The 16,852-nt window shown below is 69.4% G+C and carries 15 protein-coding genes and 1 tRNA gene; 13 read left to right on the top strand and 3 right to left on the bottom strand.

The features are described 5' to 3' along the window. Positions 1 to 52: 52 nt before the first annotated feature. Complete coding sequence (rpmH, locus tag BLT43_RS17910) at positions 53 to 187, bottom strand: 50S ribosomal protein L34 (protein ID WP_017928060.1); 135 nt, start codon at positions 185 to 187, stop codon at positions 53 to 55. Positions 188 to 428: 241 nt separating this feature from the next. On the opposite strand from rpmH, the gene BLT43_RS17905 reads away from it, so the two are divergent. The 4 genes from BLT43_RS17905 (at position 429) to BLT43_RS17890 (ending at position 4,212) form a co-directional block, all read left to right on the top strand. Further along, positions 429 to 1,178: a TVP38/TMEM64 family protein gene (locus BLT43_RS17905; RefSeq protein WP_090115139.1), complete on the top strand. Its 750-nt coding sequence runs from the start codon at positions 429 to 431 to the stop codon at positions 1,176 to 1,178. After that, positions 1,175 to 2,593 (top strand): dihydrolipoyl dehydrogenase family protein, encoded by a 1,419-nt coding sequence (locus tag BLT43_RS17900; protein WP_090115137.1) that lies wholly within the window; start codon positions 1,175 to 1,177, stop codon positions 2,591 to 2,593. The genes BLT43_RS17905 and BLT43_RS17900 overlap by 4 nt, the downstream gene beginning before the upstream one ends. Positions 2,594 to 2,625: 32 nt before the next feature. Then, complete coding sequence (locus BLT43_RS17895; protein ID WP_090115135.1) at positions 2,626 to 4,029, top strand: sensor histidine kinase; 1,404 nt, start codon at positions 2,626 to 2,628, stop codon at positions 4,027 to 4,029. A 106-nt stretch (positions 4,030 to 4,135) separates the two neighbouring features. Next, a tRNA-Arg gene (locus tag BLT43_RS17890) sits at positions 4,136 to 4,212 on the top strand. 88 nt (positions 4,213 to 4,300) lie between these two features. Here the strand turns inward: BLT43_RS17890 and BLT43_RS17885 are convergent. Together BLT43_RS17885 and BLT43_RS17880 are read right to left on the bottom strand one after the other, a co-directional pair. Next, the gene (locus BLT43_RS17885; protein WP_090115133.1) at positions 4,301 to 4,948 is read right to left on the bottom strand and encodes a hypothetical protein; all 648 of its coding nucleotides are present in this window, start codon (positions 4,946 to 4,948) and stop codon (positions 4,301 to 4,303) included. 64 nt (positions 4,949 to 5,012) lie between these two features. Continuing rightward, positions 5,013 to 5,774, bottom strand: coding sequence for a DeoR/GlpR family DNA-binding transcription regulator (locus BLT43_RS17880; RefSeq protein WP_090115131.1), 762 nt, complete (start codon positions 5,772 to 5,774; stop codon positions 5,013 to 5,015). Between the two features lie 254 nt (positions 5,775 to 6,028). Here BLT43_RS17880 and glpD point away from each other — a divergent pair, with 254 nt between their 5' ends. From glpD to BLT43_RS17835, 9 genes are all read left to right on the top strand, one after another. Further along, positions 6,029 to 7,633: a glycerol-3-phosphate dehydrogenase gene (gene glpD, locus BLT43_RS17875; RefSeq protein ID WP_242652354.1), complete on the top strand. Its 1,605-nt coding sequence runs from the start codon at positions 6,029 to 6,031 to the stop codon at positions 7,631 to 7,633. Between the two features lie 32 nt (positions 7,634 to 7,665). Further along, positions 7,666 to 8,754 (top strand): ABC transporter ATP-binding protein, encoded by a 1,089-nt coding sequence (locus BLT43_RS17870; RefSeq protein WP_090115127.1) that lies wholly within the window; start codon positions 7,666 to 7,668, stop codon positions 8,752 to 8,754. A gap of 1 nt (position 8,755) precedes the next feature. Beyond that, complete coding sequence (locus BLT43_RS17865; protein WP_090115125.1) at positions 8,756 to 9,850, top strand: ABC transporter ATP-binding protein; 1,095 nt, start codon at positions 8,756 to 8,758, stop codon at positions 9,848 to 9,850. Beyond that, positions 9,850 to 10,722: a carbohydrate ABC transporter permease gene (locus BLT43_RS17860; protein WP_090115122.1), complete on the top strand. Its 873-nt coding sequence runs from the start codon at positions 9,850 to 9,852 to the stop codon at positions 10,720 to 10,722. The genes BLT43_RS17865 and BLT43_RS17860 overlap by 1 nt, the downstream gene beginning before the upstream one ends. Beyond that, positions 10,722 to 11,612 (top strand): carbohydrate ABC transporter permease, encoded by an 891-nt coding sequence (locus BLT43_RS17855; protein WP_090115120.1) that lies wholly within the window; start codon positions 10,722 to 10,724, stop codon positions 11,610 to 11,612. Before BLT43_RS17860 ends, BLT43_RS17855 begins: the two co-directional genes overlap by 1 nt. 13 nt (positions 11,613 to 11,625) lie before the next feature. Continuing rightward, entirely contained in the window at positions 11,626 to 11,898 is a 273-nt protein-coding gene (locus BLT43_RS17850; protein ID WP_090115118.1) for a DUF2160 domain-containing protein, read from the top strand. A 64-nt stretch (positions 11,899 to 11,962) separates the two neighbouring features. After that, positions 11,963 to 13,687 carry an ABC transporter substrate-binding protein gene (locus tag BLT43_RS17845; protein WP_090115116.1) on the top strand — a complete coding sequence of 575 codons (1,725 nt, stop codon included), beginning with the start codon at positions 11,963 to 11,965 and terminating at the stop codon, positions 13,685 to 13,687. A gap of 85 nt (positions 13,688 to 13,772) precedes the next feature. Then, positions 13,773 to 15,260 (top strand): glycerol kinase GlpK, encoded by a 1,488-nt coding sequence (glpK, locus tag BLT43_RS17840; RefSeq protein ID WP_090115114.1) that lies wholly within the window; start codon positions 13,773 to 13,775, stop codon positions 15,258 to 15,260. After that, the gene (locus tag BLT43_RS17835; protein WP_090115111.1) at positions 15,257 to 16,399 is read left to right on the top strand and encodes an iron-containing alcohol dehydrogenase; all 1,143 of its coding nucleotides are present in this window, start codon (positions 15,257 to 15,259) and stop codon (positions 16,397 to 16,399) included. The genes glpK and BLT43_RS17835 overlap by 4 nt, the downstream gene beginning before the upstream one ends. The last annotated feature ends 453 nt before the right edge of the window (positions 16,400 to 16,852 follow it).

Below are 16,852 nucleotides of genomic sequence, written 5' to 3'. Positions count from 1 at the left end.
GCGGCATCGCTGCCGGCCACGGGGGTCTGTTCCGATGCCTCTGGCAAGGGAATCAGGCGCTGAGCACCTTGCGGCCCTGCGCGCGGCGGGCGTTGATGATCTTCCGGCCGGCCTTGGTGGCCATGCGGGCGCGGAAGCCGTGACGCGACTTGCGGACACGGTTGGAGGGTTGGAACGTGCGTTTCATTGCGCTGTCTCCATGCCTGGGGGCCGCGCCGTCCGCCGTTCGCCGGATCAGGGGCCAGGGATCATTCGAAGCCCGTGCCATAAGGGGACGGGCGCGGGCTGTCAACGCGGCGTGGCGCGGATTCGCGCAAGGCGGCGCCATGTTACAGTCCTGAAGCTGGAATCAAGACCCCGCGAGGGGGGCTGTCCGCGCCGCACCCGGCACGGCATGTCTGTCGGGACATGCAATGCGGAGGCGGGAGATGAGCATCGAGATCGCGGACGAATCGGAGGAGGCGCGAAAGCCCGGCTGGGCGCGCTACCTGCCGATCCTGGTGATCGGCGCGGTGGCGCTGGTCGGGGCAGTCGTGCTGCGCGACGTGCTCAGCTTCGAGACCCTGCGCGACAACCGCGAGGCGCTGCTGGCCTGGCGCGACGCGAACTACGCCGCCGCGGTGGCCGGATTCGTGGCGGCCTACGTGGTCATCGTCGCCTTCTCGCTGCCCGGCGCGACGGTGGCGACGCTCACCGGCGGCTTTCTCTTCGGCACCTTTCCGGGCGTTGTGTTCAACGTCGCGGGGGCCGGGGTCGGCGCGGTGCTCATCTTCCTCGCCGCGCGCGCGGGGCTGGGCAACCGGCTGTCGCGCGGCATGGACACCTCCGAAGGGCGTCTGAAGAAGATCAAGGACGGCATCCACGAGAACCAGTGGTCGATGCTGTTCCTGCTGCGACTGCTGCCGGTGGTGCCGTTCTTCGTGGCCAACCTGCTGCCGGCGCTGGTCGGCGTGGGCCTCGTGCCCTTCGTCGTCACCACCTTCCTCGGCATCGCGCCGGGCGCGCTGGTCTTCACCTCGGTCGGCGCCGGTCTCGGCGCGGTCTTCGCCGCCGGCGAGACGCCCGATCTCGGCATCGTCTTCGAGCCGCATATCCTTCTGCCGCTGCTCGGCCTCGCCGCGCTGTCGGCGCTTCCCCTCGTCATCAAGGCCGTGAAGGGCCGCAAGGAGGCCCTGTGAGTCTGATCAAGTGTGACGTCTGCGTGATCGGCGCGGGCTCCGGCGGGCTGTCCGTGGCCGCTGGTGCTGCGCAAATGGGCGCGAAGGTGGTGCTGATCGAGAAGGGCGAGATGGGCGGCGACTGCCTCAACAGCGGCTGCGTTCCCTCCAAGGCGATGCTCGCCGCGGCCAAGCAGGCGCATGCGCTGACCAAGGGCGCCAAGCTCGGCATCGCCCCGGCCGAGCCCGAGATCGACTTCGCCGCGGTGAAGGACCATGTCGCGCGCACCATCGCCGCCATCGCGCCGGTCGATTCGCAGGAGCGCTACGAGGGCTTCGGCGTCACCGTGATCCGCGAGCATGCGCGCTTCACCTCGCCCGACGAGATGCAGGCCGGCGACACCACGATCCGGGCGCGGCGCTTCGTGCTGGCCACCGGCTCGCGGCCGCTGGTGCCGCCGATCGAGGGCATCGGCGAGGTGCCTTTCCTGACAAACGAGAGCATCTTCGATCTGCGCGAGAAGCCGCGCCACCTGCTGGTGGTCGGCGGCGGCCCGATCGGCATCGAGATGGCGCAGGCGCATCGGCGGCTGGGCTGCGAGGTCACGGTGATCGAGGGCGCGAAGGCGCTGGGCAAGGACGACCCGGAGCTGGCGGGCGAGCTGCTGTCGATGCTGCGCGACGAGGGCATCCGCATCGAGGAGGAGGCGCAGGTCACCTCCGTCTCGGGCGAGGCCGGTGCGATCACTGTCGAGACCTCCAAGGGCCGGTTCGAGGGCAGCCACCTGCTGCTCGCGGTCGGGCGCGAGGTGGTGACCGACGGACTCGGGCTCGACGTGGCTCACGTGAAACATGACGGGAAGGGCATCACCGTCGGCGACGACCTGCGCTCCGTGTCGAACCGCAAGGTCTACGCGGTGGGCGACGCCGCGGGCGGGCTGATGTTCACCCATGTGGCGGGCTACCATGCCGGGGTCATCATCCGCTCCATCCTGTTCGGCCTGCCGTCGAAGGCGAAGACCGCGCATCTGCCCTGGGCCACCTACACCGACCCCGGCCTCGCGCAGGTCGGCCTCACGGAGGCGCAGGCGCGCGAGGTGCATGGCGACGCGCTGAAGGTGATCCGCGCGGGCTTCGACGAGAACGACCGCGCCATCGCGGAGGGCCGCACCGAGGGGATGCTCAAGCTGATGGCGGTGAAGGGCCGGCCCGTCGGCGCGACGATTCTCGGGGCCGAGGCGGGCAACCTGATCGGCGTCTGGGCCATCGCCATCGCGTCTGGCACCAAGCTCTCCAAGATCGCCGGCGCGGTGCTGCCCTATCCGACGTTGGGTGAAATCAACAAAAGGGCCGCGGGCAACTATTTCAGCGCCAGCCTGTTTGATAACGAATGGGTGAAGAAAACCGTGCGGACGGTGCAGCGCTGGGTGCCCTGATCCGGCGCCGCGCGCGCGGCGAAGGGAACCTGATGCTGAACACGCTCTCCGGCCGATTCCTGATTCTCACCACGGTCTTCGTGATGCTGGCCGAGGTGCTGATCTTCGTGCCCTCGGTTGCGCGGTTCCGGCAGGACTATCTCGAGCTGCGGCTTGAGCGGGCGCAGATCGCCTCGCTCGCGCTTCTGGCCTCCGACAGCATCGATGCCGAGCTGGAGGCGGAGCTTCTCGACAATGCCGGCGTGTTCAACGTCGTGCTCAGGCGCGACGAGGTGCGCCAGCTCGCGCTCGCCTCGCCGATCCCGGCGCCGATCCACGCCACCCACGATCTGCGCGGCGTCTCGCCGCTGACGCTGATCCGCGACGCGATGGACGTGCTGTTCGACCCCGAAAACCGGATCATCCGGGTGATCGGCGACCCGGTGCAGCAGGGCGGGCTGCTGATCGAGGTGACGATGGAGCAGGGCGACCTGCGCGCCGAGATGCTCGATTACGGCCTGCGCATCCTGATCCTCTCGGCGGTGATCTCGGTGGTGACGGCGGCGCTTCTCTTCGCGGCGGTGCAGACCTTCCTCGTGCGGCCGATCAAGAGCGTGGTGGCGCAGATCCAGAGCTATGCCGACGCGCCCGAGGATGCGCGCCGGATCATCGCGCCGCGCGCGGGCCTGCGCGAGCTGCGCGAGGCCGAGACCGCGCTGCAGGCGATGGAAACCCAGCTCACCGGCGCGCTGCGGCAGAAGGACCGGCTGGCCCAGCTCGGCGGCGCGGTGGCCAAGGTCAGCCACGACCTGCGCAACATCCTGACCTCGGCCCAGCTCTTCGCCGACCGGCTGGAGAGCTCGGAGGATCCGCTGGTCAAGCGCATGGCGCCGAAGCTCGTGGGCTCGATCAGCCGGGCGGTGAACCTGTGCGAATCGACGCTGGCCTTCGGCCGCGCCGAGGAGCCGCCGCCGCGGCTGGCGCGGGTCGAGCTGTCGCAGCTGGTCTCCGACGTGGTCGATGCCGAGCGTCTGGCGACGGGGGCGGAGCAGGTGGAGTTCGTCGAGGAGGTGCCGGCCGGGCTGACGCTGCGCGCCGATTCCGAGCAGCTCTACCGCGTGCTGTCGAACCTCGTGCGCAACGCGCGACAGGCCATCGCCGCCACCGGCGGGGCGGGGCGGGTGACGCTTTCGGCGCGCGAGGAGGACGACGCCTGGTGGATCCACGTCGCCGATACCGGGCCGGGCCTGCCGCCCAAGGCGCGCGAGCACCTGTTCTCGGCCTTCCGCGGCAAGGTGGCCAAGGGCGGCACCGGGCTCGGCCTTGCAATCGCGGCCGAGCTGATCCGCGGCCATGGCGGCCGGCTGGAGCTGTGGCGCTCGGACGAGAGCGGCACCGAGTTCGCGATCTGCCTGCCGCGCAGCGCCCCCGGCGCGGCCGCGGCGGCCGCGCAGTGAGCCTGCCGCCACGGCAGGGCGGGTGCGGGGCGATTTTTCGGAAAAACCCGCTTTCGGCCCCTTGCGCCCGCCGATCCCGGGCGGTAGATGAGCCTCACTCTACAGCGGACTGGTAGCTCAGTTGGATAGAGTACTTGACTACGAATCAAGGGGTCGGGGGTTCGAATCCTCCCCAGTCCGCCACTTCCCTACCTGATCGACCGAACAGGCGCCCATTGGGCGCCTTTCGTCTGTCTGGGGCCCTTGTCCGGGCCCGGCCGAGACGGATTCGTCAGCGGATCAGGCCGGGGCCCATCAGCATCACCAGAAGCGGCAGCGGCGCGGTGGCCAGCGCCAGCGTCAGCAGGAGCGGCAGCGGCCGGAACAGGCGGCTTGCGCCGACCGCCATCAGGATGCCGCCGCCGCCGCCCAGGATGCTGTTGCCCGGCAGATTCAGCAGCGCGGCCAGCAGCAGGTAGCGCCGCCGCAGCACCCATTGGCCGAGCCAGCGCGGCGCCCGCGCCTCGAGCTGCGCCAGCCGGGCCTCGGGCGAGGAGACCGGCTCCAGCAGTTCGGCGAGGCGGTGCCAGCCGCGCGCCGCGAGCCAAGCGCAGACCGCGGGCGTCGAGAGCGCGCGCCCGGCGGCGTAGGCGAGCCCGAGGCCCAGCAGCGTCGCGCCCCAGACGAAGGGCGCCGCCGCCGCGCCATGCGCGACCAGCAGGGCCGCGCCGATCTCCGCGCCGGGCACGAAGGGCAGCGCCAGGAGCAGCGCGTAGAGCAGCAGCATCCCCGCCGTCGCGAAGCCGACCATGCCCGTCCGGCCCTGCGCGGCGAGGTCGAGCGACAGCGCCCGCAGCCACAGCGCCGCGGCGACGGCCGCGGCGACCAGCGCAATGACGAGGAATGTGCGCAGCAGCGCGCGGGGCGGTCTCGGGAGCATGGGGTGTTTCCGCGGCTTCGGCTGTCGCCTCCTATCGCGGCGCGGACGTGCTGGCCAGCGGCGCTCAGTCGGGCTGGACGACCTGCGTGCCCCAGTCGGCGCAGGCGCGGGCCAGCGCTTCGGGCAGGGGGCGGTCGGTGTAGAAGCGGTCGATCTCGCTGAGCGAGGCGATCCGGGCCGGCGCGCTGCGCTGGAACTTGGAATGGTCGGCGACCAGCGCGGTGCGGCGCGACTGCCGGATGATGCTCTGGCTCACCCCGACCTCCTGGATGTCGAAGTCGAGCAGGTCGCCCTCCTCGTCGAGCGCCGAGCAGCCGATCACCGCGAGGTCGAACTTGAACTGCCCGATCACCTGCGTGGTGAGCGAGCCGACCAGCCCGCCATCCGAGCGCCGGAGCGTGCCGCCGGTGACGATCACCTCGCAATCGGGGTTCTCGACCAGGATGTTCGCCACGTTCATGTTGTTGGTCACCACCATCAGCCCGCGATGGCGCAGCAGCGACCGGGCCACCGCCTCGGTCGAGGTGCCGATGTTGAGAAACACCGAGGCATTGTCGGGGATGTCGCGGGCGCAGGCCGCGGCGATCGCGGTCTTGGCGGGCAGGTTCAGGCCGCGGCGGTGCTCGTAGCCGATATTGGCGGTGCCCGAGGGGATCACCGCACCGCCATGCACCCGGTCGAGCCGGCCGGCCTCGGCCAGCTCTGTCAGGTCGCGGCGGATGGTCTGCAGCGTCACCCCGAAATGCTCGGCCAGCCCCTCGACCGTGACCTTGCCCTCGCGCCGGGCGATCTCGAGGATCTCGGGTTGTCGGAAGCTTTGCGACATCGGCTCTCCCCTGCTTGCGACCACTATGCGCGAATATGCGCGATTTGCAACGCGCCGCGCGCAAAACGAATGTCGCGATGGCGCGCCTTGCGCGATTTCCGGAATGAACCCCGCGATCCGGCGGCGGGGCGGGGTTCGAGCGCGTTCGAAGATGTTCGAAGCGAAAAGAATCGAAAATTCTGCTTGCGCGAATCCGGTCCCGGGTCCAAGGTTTGCCCAAGTCGGAAAGCCGGGTCGGAAAGCTGGAGGTCCAGGTGGCGGAAGCAGTGGCGGAAGCGCAGGCATCGGGGGCGGTGACCGATCTCTTCGTGATCGGCGGCGGCATCAATGGCTGCGGCATCGCCCGCGACGCCGCCGGGCGGGGCCTGTCGGTCACGCTGGCGGAGATGAACGATCTCGCGCAGGCGACCTCGTCCTCGTCGACCAAGCTGTTCCATGGCGGCCTGCGCTATCTCGAATATTTCGAGTTCCGGCTGGTGCGCGAGGCGCTGATCGAGCGCGAGACGCTGCTGCGCGCGATGCCGCACATCTCCTGGCCGATGCGCTTCGTGCTGCCCTACCATCATTCCATGCGCTTCGAGAGCGAGACGCCGACCTCGAAGCTTCTGAACACGGTGATGCCCTGGATGAAGGGCCGCCGCCCGGCCTGGCTGATCCGGCTCGGCCTCTTTATGTACGACCATCTCGGCGGCCGGAAGATCCTGCCCGGGACCCGCACGGTCGACCTCAAGCGCGACCCGGCCGGCGCGCCGCTCAAGCCGAAATTCGAGACCGCCTACGAGTATTCCGACTGCTGGGTCGAGGATTCGCGCCTCGTGGTGCTCAACGCCCGCGACGCCGAAGCGCGCGGCGCCACGATCCTGACCCGCACCAAGGTGCTGCGCGCCACCCGCACGGGCGACCTGTGGGAGATCGAGGTCGAGGACCGCGAGACCGGCGCGCGCCGCACCCACTGGGCGCGGATGCTGGTCAATGCTGGCGGTCCTTGGGTCGGCGACCTGCTCAAGGGCGCGATCGAGGTGCCGGCGCGCGAGGGCGTGCGCCTCGTGCGCGGCAGCCACATCGTCACCGAGCGGCTGTTCGACCACGACAAGTGCTACTTCTTCCAGGGCACCGACGGGCGGATCATCTTCGCGATCCCCTACGAGACCGATTTCACGCTGATCGGCACCACCGATGCCGACCACCCCGACCCGGCCACCCCGGCCGAATGCACGCCCGAGGAGCAGGAGTATCTCTGCCGCTTCGCGAGCGAATATTTCGAGAAGCCGGTGACCCGCGACGACATCGTCTGGACCTATTCCGGCGTGCGCCCGCTCTATGACGACGGGGCGAGTTCCGCCACGGCGGCGACGCGTGACTACACGCTCAAGGTCGACGCGACCGGCGGCGCGCCGGTGCTCAACGTGTTCGGCGGCAAGATCACCACCTATCGCCGCCTCGCCGAGAGCGCGCTGGAGAAGATCGTGCCGTTCTTCGAGACGCAGAAGGGCGCCTGGACCGCCGGCGTCGCGCTGCCGGGCGGCGATTTTCCCGTCGACGGCGTGCAGGCGCTGATCGAGCGGCTGGAGGCCGAGCACCCGTTCCTCGACCGGCGCTGGGCGCGGCGGCTGGTGCGGGCCTACGGCACCGAGGCGCGCGCGATCCTGGGCGACGCCAAGGAGGCCGCCGATCTCGGCCGCGATTTCGGCGCGACGCTGACCGAGGCCGAGGTCGCCTGGCTCAGGGAAAAGGAATACGCTCGGACCGCACAGGATGTGGTCTGGCGCAGATCGAAGCTTGGGCTGCGGCTGACGAGGGAGCAGGTCGCCGCGCTCGACGAATGGATGCAGGGAGAGAGGGCCGCGCGGCACGCCTGAGGAGGAGGCGCGCGGCACCGGGGAGGAGAAACATGACGCTGACGCTTGAGGGCGTGTCGAAGCGGGTGGAGGGGCAGACCCATATCCACCGCACCGACCTCACCTTGCAGAACGGCACGATGAACGTGCTGCTGGGCCCGACCCTGTCGGGCAAGACCACGCTGATGCGGCTGATGGCGGGGCTCGACCAGCCCTCGACCGGCCGCGTGCTGTGGAACGGCGAGGACGTGACCGGCGTGCGCGTGCAGGATCGCGGCGTCGCCATGGTCTACCAGCAGTTCATCAACTACCCGTCGATGACCGTCTACGACAACATCGCCTCGCCGATGCGGATCTCGGGACGGCCGCGCGAGGAGATCGACCGCGCGGTCCGCAAGGCGGCCGAGATGATGAAGCTTTCGCCGATGCTCGAGCGCAAGCCGCTCGAGCTGTCGGGCGGCCAGCAGCAGCGCTGCGCGCTGGCGCGGGCGCTGGTCAAGGATGCGGGCCTCGTGCTTCTGGACGAGCCGCTGGCCAATCTCGACTACAAGCTGCGCGAGGAGCTGCGCGCCGAGATCCCGAAGATCTTCGAGGAATCCGGCTCGATCTTCGTCTACGCCACCACCGAGCCCGAGGAGGCGCTGCTCTTGGGCGGCCATTGCGCCACGCTCTGGGAGGGCCGCGTCACCCAGTTCGGCCCGACGCCCGAGGTCTACCGCAAGCCCGTCGACGCCACCACGGCGCGGGTCTTCTCCGACCCGCCGATGAACTTCCTCGGCTTCGAGAAGCGCGGCGCGAGCCTGCGGCTCGACGGCGGCCGCGAGGTGCCCGCCTCGGGCGCGCTCGCCGGCCTGAGCGACGGCGCCTACAGCGCCGGCTTCCGGCCCAACCACGTGGAGCTGGAGCGCGGCGACCCCGAGGACATCCTGTTCGAGACCACGCTCGCGGTGACCGAGATCACCGGCTCGGAGACCTTCGTGCATCTCGACCATCACGGCGAGCGCTGGGTCGGCCTCGTGCACGGCGTGCGCGACCTGCGCCCCGGCCAGCCGCTCAAGGCCTATATCGACCCGGCGCATGTCTACGTCTTCTCGCGCGACGGCGACCTGGTCGCGCCCGCATCCTACGTGGAGGCCGCCTGACATGGCCAAGATCACGCTCGACAACCTCGCGCATTCCTACCTGGCGCAGCCCGCGAAGGACGACGACTGGGCGCTGAAGGAGCTCAACCACGACTGGGTCGACGGCGAGGCCTACGCGCTCCTGGGCGCCTCGGGCTGCGGCAAGTCCACGCTCCTGAACATCATCTCGGGGCTGTTGCGCCCCTCGCGCGGGCGCATCCTGTTCGACGGCCGCGACGTCACCGACGCGCCCACGGCCGAGCGCAACATCGCGCAGGTGTTCCAGTTCCCGGTGGTCTACGACACCATGACCGTGGGCGAGAACCTCGCCTTCCCGCTCAAGAACCGCGGCGCCGACCCGGCCTACATCTCCGAGCGGGTGAACGCGATCGCGGCGATGATCGGCATGGAGGACCAGCTCCGGCGCAAGGCGCGCGGGCTGACCGCCGACGCCAAGCAGAAGATCTCCTTGGGCCGCGGCATGGTGCGCGAGGACGTCAACGCGCTTTTGTTCGACGAGCCGCTCACCGTGATCGACCCGCACATGAAGTGGGAGCTCAGGACGCAGCTCAAGCAGCTGCACCACGATTTCGGCCACACCATGATCTACGTCACCCACGACCAGACCGAGGCGCTGACCTTCGCCGACAAGGTGGTGGTGATGCATGACGGCCGCGTGGTGCAGATCGGCACGCCGCAGGAGCTGTTCGAGCGGCCCGAGCACACCTTCGTCGGCTTCTTCATCGGCTCGCCCGGCATGAACCTGTTCGACGCCGAGATCTCGGGCGGCACGGCGCGGCTGAACGGCGCCGAGGTGGCGCTGGGCGCGAGCTACGCCCCGGTGGGCGGGCGGTCGCAGATCGGCGTGCGGCCCGAATTCGTGCGGCTCGAGGCGGGAGGCGAGGGCGTGCCGGCCCGCGTGCTGCGGGTCGAGGATGTCGGCCGCCACAAGATCGTCCGGCTCGATGTCGGCGGCACGGTGGCCAACGCCATTCTCGACGAGGGCCAGCCGGTGCCCGCCGGGGCCGACCGGCTGCGCTTCGAGCCGGAGGCGATCAACGTCTATTCCGACGACTGGCGCGTGGCGCCGGAGCGGGCGCAGGGGAGGGCCGCCTGATGAACAAGACCGTCAACCAGAAGGCCTGGTTCCTGGTGCTGCCGGTGCTGGTGCTGGTCGCCTTCTCGGCGGTGATCCCGCTGATGACCGTGGTGAACTACTCGGTGCAGGACACCTTCGGCAACAACGTCTTCTTCTGGGCCGGGCTCGACTGGTTCGAGCAGATGCTCGAGAGCGAGCGGATGTGGAACGCGCTGGGCCGGCAGCTGATCTTCTCGGGCATCATCCTCGCCATCGAGGTGCCGCTGGGCATCTTCGTGGCGCTGAACATGCCCAAGAAGGGGTTCTGGGCCTCGTTCTGCCTGGTTCTGATGTCGCTGCCGCTGCTGATCCCGTGGAACGTGGTCGGCACGATCTGGCAGATCTTCGGCCGGGTCGACATCGGGCTTCTGGGCTACACGCTCGACAAGCTCGGCATCTCCTACAACTACACGCAGGACTTCGTCGCCGCCTGGGCCACCGTCATCGTCATGGATGTCTGGCACTGGACCTCGCTGGTGGCGCTCCTGGCCTATGCCGGCCTGCAGTCGATCCCCGACGCCTATTACCAGGCGGCCAAGATCGACCAGGCCAGCCGCTGGTCGGTGTTCCGCTACATCGAGCTGCCGAAGATGGCGGGCGTGCTGATGATCGCGATCCTGCTGCGGTTCATGGACAGCTTCATGATCTACACCGAGCCCTTCGTCGTCACCGGCGGCGGTCCGGGCAACGCCACCACCTTCCTGTCGATCGACCTGGTGAAGATGGCGCTGGGGCAGTTCGACCTCGGCCCGGCGGCGGCCTTCTCGATCATGTACTTCCTGGTGATCCTGCTGATCTCCTGGGTGTTCTACACCGTGATGACCAATCTCGACAAAAGGGAGGGCCGGTGATGACCGACGCGACTTCCGCCCCCGGCGCCGCCTCGATCCCGGGCGACGTCTCGGCCGCCGAGCCGCGGGCCCGCACCCGCCGCCGGTTCCGGCCCAACGGCTCGGCCGTGGTGATGGCGCTCTATCTCATCTTCCTGATGCTGCCGATCTACTGGCTGCTGAACATGAGCCTGAAGACCAACACCGAGATCCTCGGGGCCTTCTCGCTCTGGCCGCAGAACCTGACGCTGGCCAATTACGCGAAGATCCTGACCGATCCCAGCTGGTACATGGGCTACGTCAACTCGCTGATCTACGTGGTGCTGAACACGGTGATCTCGGTGGCGGTGGCGCTGCCGGCGGCCTACGCCTTCTCGCGCTACTCGTTCCTGGGCGACAAGCACCTGTTCTTCTGGCTGCTGACCAACCGCATGGCGCCGCCCGCGGTCTTCGCGCTGCCCTTCTTCCAGCTTTATTCCTCGGTGGGCCTGTTCGACACCCATATCGCCGTGGCGCTGGCGCACTGCCTGTTCAACGTGCCGCTGGCGGTCTGGATCCTCGAGGGCTTCATGCGCGGCGTGCCGCGCGAGATCGACGAGACCGCCTATATCGACGGCTATTCCTTCCCGCGCTTCTTCGTGAAGATCTTCATGCCGCTGATCGCGAGCGGGATCGGCGTGGCCGCCTTCTTCTGCTTCATGTTCTCCTGGGTCGAGCTGCTGCTGTCGCGCACGCTCACCTCGGTGGACGCCAAGCCGATCGCCGCGACCATGACCCGCACGGTGAGCGCCTCGGGCCTCGACTGGGGCGTGCTGGCGGCGGCGGGCGTGCTGACCATCGTGCCGGGCGCGCTCGTGATCTGGTTTGTGCGCAACTACATCGCCAAGGGCTTCGCCCTGGGCCGCGTCTGAGAGGAGAGACGACATGGCATGGATGGCCTGGACGGTCCCGACCGCGATCTTCTTCGGCACGATCGCCGCGCTGCTGGTGATCTTCACCCTGCTCGCGGCGCGGTTCCCCGAGACCCCGCGCACCGGCGCGCTGGGCATCGAGACCACGCGCGGCGACCGGCTCTTCATCACGCTGCTGGGCTCGGCCTTCATCAACCTGGCCTGGCTCGGCCTGGTCGACGCCGCGCAGTACTGGGCGCTCGTCGTCTGTCTCGTCTTCGCCGCGGCGGTGTTTCGCTGGGTGTAACGGTATCGGCGCCGCCGGGGAGGGTGGCGCCGGGTATAAGAGGTTCGTTTCAGGGAGGAAACCAATGAACCCGATCTACAAGTCCACCACCGCGCTGGGCCTCGCGCTCGGCCTCTTCGCCGGCCCCGCCATGGCCGACATGGAGGCCGCGATCCAGTTCCTCGACGAGGAGATCGAGCGCTCCGCCCTCACGCGCGAGGAGCAGGAGGCCGAGATGCAGTGGTTCGTCGACGCCGCCCAGCCCTTCGCCGGGATGGACATCAACGTGGTGTCGGAGACCATCACCACGCATGAGTACGAGGCCAACGTGCTGGCCCCGGCCTTCTCCGCGATCACCGGCATCAACGTCACCCACGACCTGATCGGCGAGGGCGACGTGGTCGAGAAGCTGCAGACCCAGATGCAGTCGGGCGAGAACATCTACGACGCCTACATCAACGACAGCGACCTGATCGGCACGCATTGGCGCTACCAGCAGGCGCGCAACCTGTCCGACTGGATGGAGGGCGAGGGCGCCGACGTCACCAACCCCAACCTCAACCTCGACGACTTCATCGGGCTCGAGTTCACCACCGGCCCGGACGGCAAGCTCTACCAGCTGCCCGACCAGCAGTTCGCCAACCTCTACTGGTTCCGCCAGGACTGGTTCTCGGACGAGAAGAACATGGCGGATTTCGAGGCCGAGTACGGCTACCCGCTGGGCGTCCCGGTCAACTGGTCGGCCTATGAGGACATCGCCGCCTTCTTCACCGGCCGCGACATGAGCCACATGGGCGTCGAGGGCGAGGTCTTCGGCCACATGGATTACGGCAAGAAGGACCCCTCGCTCGGCTGGCGCTTCACCGACGCCTGGATGTCGATGGCCGGCATGGGCGACGTCGGCGAGCCGAACGGCATCCCGGTCGACGAATGGGGCATCCGCGTCAACGAGAACAGCCAGCCCGTCGGCTCCTGCGTCGATCGCGGCGGTGCGACGAACTCGCCGGCCGCCGTCTACGCGATCGAGAAATACACCGACTGGCTGCAGAACTACGCGCCGCCGGCCGCCGCGGGCATGACCTTCTCGGAGTCCGGCCCGATCCCGGCCCAGGGCCAGATCGCGCAGCAGATGTTCTGGTACACCGCCTTCACCGCCGACATGGTGAACGAGGGCGCGCGCGCCGTGCTGAACGAGGACGGCAGCCCGAAATGGCGCATGGCGCCCAGCCCGCACGGCGTCTACTGGGAAGAGGGCATGAAGGTCGGCTACCAGGACGCGGGTTCCTGGACGCTGATGGAATCCACCCCGGTGGACCGCGCCAAGGCGGCCTGGCTCTACGCCCAGTTCGTCACCTCGATGACCGTCGATGTCGAGAAGAGCCACGCCGGCCTGACCTTCATCCGCGAGTCGACCATCGACCACGAGAGCTTCACCGAGCGTGCGCCCTCGCTGGGTGGCCTGGTCGAGTTCTACCGCTCGCCGGCCCGCGTGCGCTGGTCGCCCACGGGCACCAACGTGCCGGACTACCCCAAGCTCGCGCAGCTCTGGTGGCAGAACATCGGTGACGCGTCCTCGGGCGCCAAGACCGCGCAGGAAGCCCTCGACAGCCTCTGCGAGCAGCAGGAGCAGGTGCTCGAGCGGCTCGAGCGCGCCGGCATCCAGGGCGATCTCGGCCCGGTCATGAACGAGGAGCAGGACCCGCAATACTGGCTCGACCAGCCGGGCGCGCCGAAGGCCAAGCTCGACAACGAGGACGAGGAGCCGCAGACCATCGCCTACGAGGAGCTGATCCAGTCCTGGCAGCAGTGATCCGCAGCACCTAGCGTCCGACCGGACCGAAGCATCGCCGCGGGCGGGATCCCCCGCCCGCGGCTTCAGACATCAAGAGGGACCGATGACCCACATCCTCGCCATCGACCAGGGCACCACGTCGAGCCGCGCCATTCTCTTCGACGGCGACATGAAGATCGTCGCGGTGGCGCAGGAGGAGTTTCCGCAGCACTACCCCGACAGCGGCTGGGTCGAGCACGACCCGGACGACCTGTGGGGCTGCACGCTGCGCGTCTGCCGCGAGGCGCTGGAGCGCGCGGGGCTCGCGGCGGCCGACATCGCCGGCATCGGCATCACCAACCAACGCGAGACCACGCTGGTCTGGGAGCGCGACACCGGCCGGCCGGTGCACAACGCCATCGTCTGGCAGGACCGGCGCACCGCCCAGTTCTGCCGCGACTGGCGCGAGCGCGGCGAGGAGGAGACCGTCACCGCCAAGACCGGCCTGATCATCGACCCCTATTTCTCCGGCACCAAGCTCAAGTGGATCCTCGACCATGTCGATGGCGCGCGCGACCGCGCCCGCCGGGGCGAGCTCATGTTCGGCACGGTCGACAGCTGGCTGATCTGGAACCTCACGGGCGGGCGGGCGCATGTCACCGACGCGACCAATGCCTGCCGCACCATGCTCTACGACATCCACAAGGGCTGCTGGAGCAGCACCATCTGCGGCATGCTCGACATCCCGATGGAGATGTTGCCCGAGGTGAAGGACTGCGCCGCCGCCTTCGGCACGGCCGCGGCCGAACATCTCGGGGCCGAGATCCCGATCCTCGGCGTCGCGGGCGACCAGCAGGCGGCGACGCTCGGCCAGGCCTGCTTCGCGCCCGGCATGCTGAAATCCACCTACGGCACCGGCTGCTTCGCGCTGCTGAACACCGGCGACACGCCGGTGCGCTCCGAGAACCGGCTGCTGACCACCGTCGCCTACCAGTTCGACGGCAAGCCGACCTACGCGCTCGAGGGCTCGATCTTCATCGCCGGCGCCGTGGTGCAGTGGCTGCGCGACGGGCTAGGGCTGATCTCCAAGGCCTCCGAGACACAGGCCATGGCCGAGGCCTCCGACGACACGCAGCGCGTGGTCATGGTGCCGGCCTTCACCGGGCTCGGCGCGCCCTACTGGAACGCCGAGTGCCGGGGCGCCGTCTTCGGCCTGACCCGCAACTCCGGCCCGAAGGAGTTCGCGCGCGCCGCGCTGGAGAGCGTCGGCTACCAGACCCGCGACCTGCTCGAGGCGATGCGCGCCGACTGGCGGGGCGAGGCCGAGCGCGCGACGCTGCGCGTCGACGGCGGCATGAGCGCCAGCGACTGGACCATGCAGTTCCTGGCCGACATCATCGGCGCGCCGGTCGACCGGCCCGAGATCACCGAGACCACCGCGCTGGGCGTGGCCTGGCTCGCCGGCCAGGAGGCCGGGCTCTACCCGGACATGGACGGCTTCGCGAAGGCCTGGAAGCTCGAGCGCAACTTCGCGCCGGCCATGGAGGAGAGCGCCCGCGAAGAGCGCTACGCCGCGTGGAAGCGCGCGGTGGCCGCGGCCCAGCAGGCATGACCGGCTTCGACTTCCTGACCGTCGGGCGCATCGCCTTCGGCCGCGGCCGCGCCGCCGAGGCCGCCGCGGCCGTTCGGGCGCATGGAGGTCGCGTCGTTCTGGTCCGCGGCGGCTCGGTCGCCTTCGCCGACCGGCTCGCCGAAGATCTGCGCGCGGGCGGCGCGGAGGTGGTCGAGATTCGGGCGAAGGGCGAGCCGACGCTGCCGCAGCTCGAAGCGGCCGTGGCGCAGGCCCGGGAGGCGGGGGCCGAGGTCGTCGTGGCCGTCGGCGGCGGCTCGGTCCTCGATCTCGGCAAGGCGGTGGCCGCTCTGGTCCCCGCCCCGCGCGGCGCGCTCGCCCATCTCGAGGTGGTGGGGGAGGGGCGCCCGCTCGAGGCGCCGCCCTTGCCCTTCATCGCCTTGCCCTCCACCGCCGGCACCGGGGCGGAGGTCACCAAGAACGCGGTGATCGCGCTGCCCGATCACGGCCGCAAGGTCAGCCTGCGCGACGACCGGATGCTGGCCGACCTCGCGATCGTCGACCCGGCTCTGACCGACGACGCGCCGCGCGCCGTCACTCTCGCCTCCGGCCTCGATGCCGTGACGCAGGTGATCGAGCCCTACCTGTCGCGCCGCGCCAACCCGCTCACCGACGCGATCTGCCGCGCCGCGATCCCGCGCGGGCTGCAGGCGCTGGCGCGGCTGATGCAGGGTGAGGATCCGGCCGCGCGCGGCGATCTGGCCTTCACCAGCCTCGCGGGCGGTCTGGCGCTGGCCAATGCCGGCCTCGGCGCGGTGCACGGCTTCGCGGGCGTGCTCGGCGGGCGCACCGGCGCGGCGCATGGCGCGCTTTGCGGCCGGCTTTTGCCGGAGGTGCTGCGCGCCAACCGCGCGGCGGCCGGGCGGGCAGGGGCCGACCTGTCGCGCTACGACGAGGTCGAGGGCTGGCTGCGCGCCGCGCTGGGCGGGGCGGGCGACGCGCCCGACCTGCTGGCCGCGCGGATCGACGGCTGGGGCCTGCCGCGGCTTGGCGCGATGGGCGTGACCGCCGACGCGATTCCCGAACTCGCCGCCGAGTCGCGGACCAGCTCCTCGATGAAGGGCAATCCGCACGATCTCGACGACGCCACGCTCTGCGCCATCCTCGAACGCAGCCTCTAGAGGGCGGGCGACGCGCGCCCGAACCCCCATCATGCAAGGCCGAAGCCGGGCTTGTCCCGGCTCGCGATCCGGGCAGATGAAGTTTTTTCGACGAACCGGCATTTTTGCTGTTGCGACTCGCAGCCCCCATCCCTAGATAGCCCCTCACCGGCGGCGCTGAGGTGCTGCTGGGCTTCGGAAGATGAGGCAGGGCGGGGCGCCGCGAGTTAGGGCGCCTGGTTTTGATGTTCTTCCGTTGGCTCTTTGACATCGCGAGTATCTGAAGAGATATGCGGGCGGTCACGGGTTCATTTCGATGGATCAACGTCTGTGTATCGCGTCTCTAGGCTTCGGCCGATGATGAGATGTCAGCTTCACCGTCTTGGACGGCTTTCGGTTCTCTTATGAGATCTGAAGCACAAGACGGATGACTGTCCCGGTCCTAGCCGGCCGGGACGATGTGCAGAGGTTCGA

This window comes from Limimaricola pyoseonensis, assembly GCF_900102015.1.
Taxonomy (GTDB): domain Bacteria; phylum Pseudomonadota; class Alphaproteobacteria; order Rhodobacterales; family Rhodobacteraceae; genus Limimaricola; species Limimaricola pyoseonensis.
This window is presented reverse-complemented; position numbering and strand designations above follow the sequence as displayed.

Excerpts from the sequence above, each read along its gene's own strand:
- rpmH (WP_017928060.1), bottom strand. The coding sequence starts at position 187 with ATGAAACGCACGTTCCAACCCTCCAACCGTGTCCGCAAGTCGCGTCAC.
- BLT43_RS17905 (WP_090115139.1), top strand. The coding sequence starts at position 429 with ATGAGCATCGAGATCGCGGACGAATCGGAGGAGGCGCGAAAGCCCGGC.
- BLT43_RS17895 (WP_090115135.1), top strand. The coding sequence starts at position 2,626 with ATGCTGAACACGCTCTCCGGCCGATTCCTGATTCTCACCACGGTCTTC.
- BLT43_RS17885 (WP_090115133.1), bottom strand. The coding sequence starts at position 4,948 with ATGCTCCCGAGACCGCCCCGCGCGCTGCTGCGCACATTCCTCGTCATT.
- BLT43_RS17880 (WP_090115131.1), bottom strand. The coding sequence starts at position 5,774 with ATGTCGCAAAGCTTCCGACAACCCGAGATCCTCGAGATCGCCCGGCGC.
- BLT43_RS17870 (WP_090115127.1), top strand. The coding sequence starts at position 7,666 with ATGACGCTGACGCTTGAGGGCGTGTCGAAGCGGGTGGAGGGGCAGACC.
- BLT43_RS17865 (WP_090115125.1), top strand. The coding sequence starts at position 8,756 with ATGGCCAAGATCACGCTCGACAACCTCGCGCATTCCTACCTGGCGCAG.
- BLT43_RS17860 (WP_090115122.1), top strand. The coding sequence starts at position 9,850 with ATGAACAAGACCGTCAACCAGAAGGCCTGGTTCCTGGTGCTGCCGGTG.
- BLT43_RS17855 (WP_090115120.1), top strand. The coding sequence starts at position 10,722 with ATGACCGACGCGACTTCCGCCCCCGGCGCCGCCTCGATCCCGGGCGAC.
- BLT43_RS17850 (WP_090115118.1), top strand. The coding sequence starts at position 11,626 with ATGGCATGGATGGCCTGGACGGTCCCGACCGCGATCTTCTTCGGCACG.
- BLT43_RS17845 (WP_090115116.1), top strand. The coding sequence starts at position 11,963 with ATGAACCCGATCTACAAGTCCACCACCGCGCTGGGCCTCGCGCTCGGC.
- glpK (WP_090115114.1), top strand. The coding sequence starts at position 13,773 with ATGACCCACATCCTCGCCATCGACCAGGGCACCACGTCGAGCCGCGCC.
- BLT43_RS17835 (WP_090115111.1), top strand. The coding sequence starts at position 15,257 with ATGACCGGCTTCGACTTCCTGACCGTCGGGCGCATCGCCTTCGGCCGC.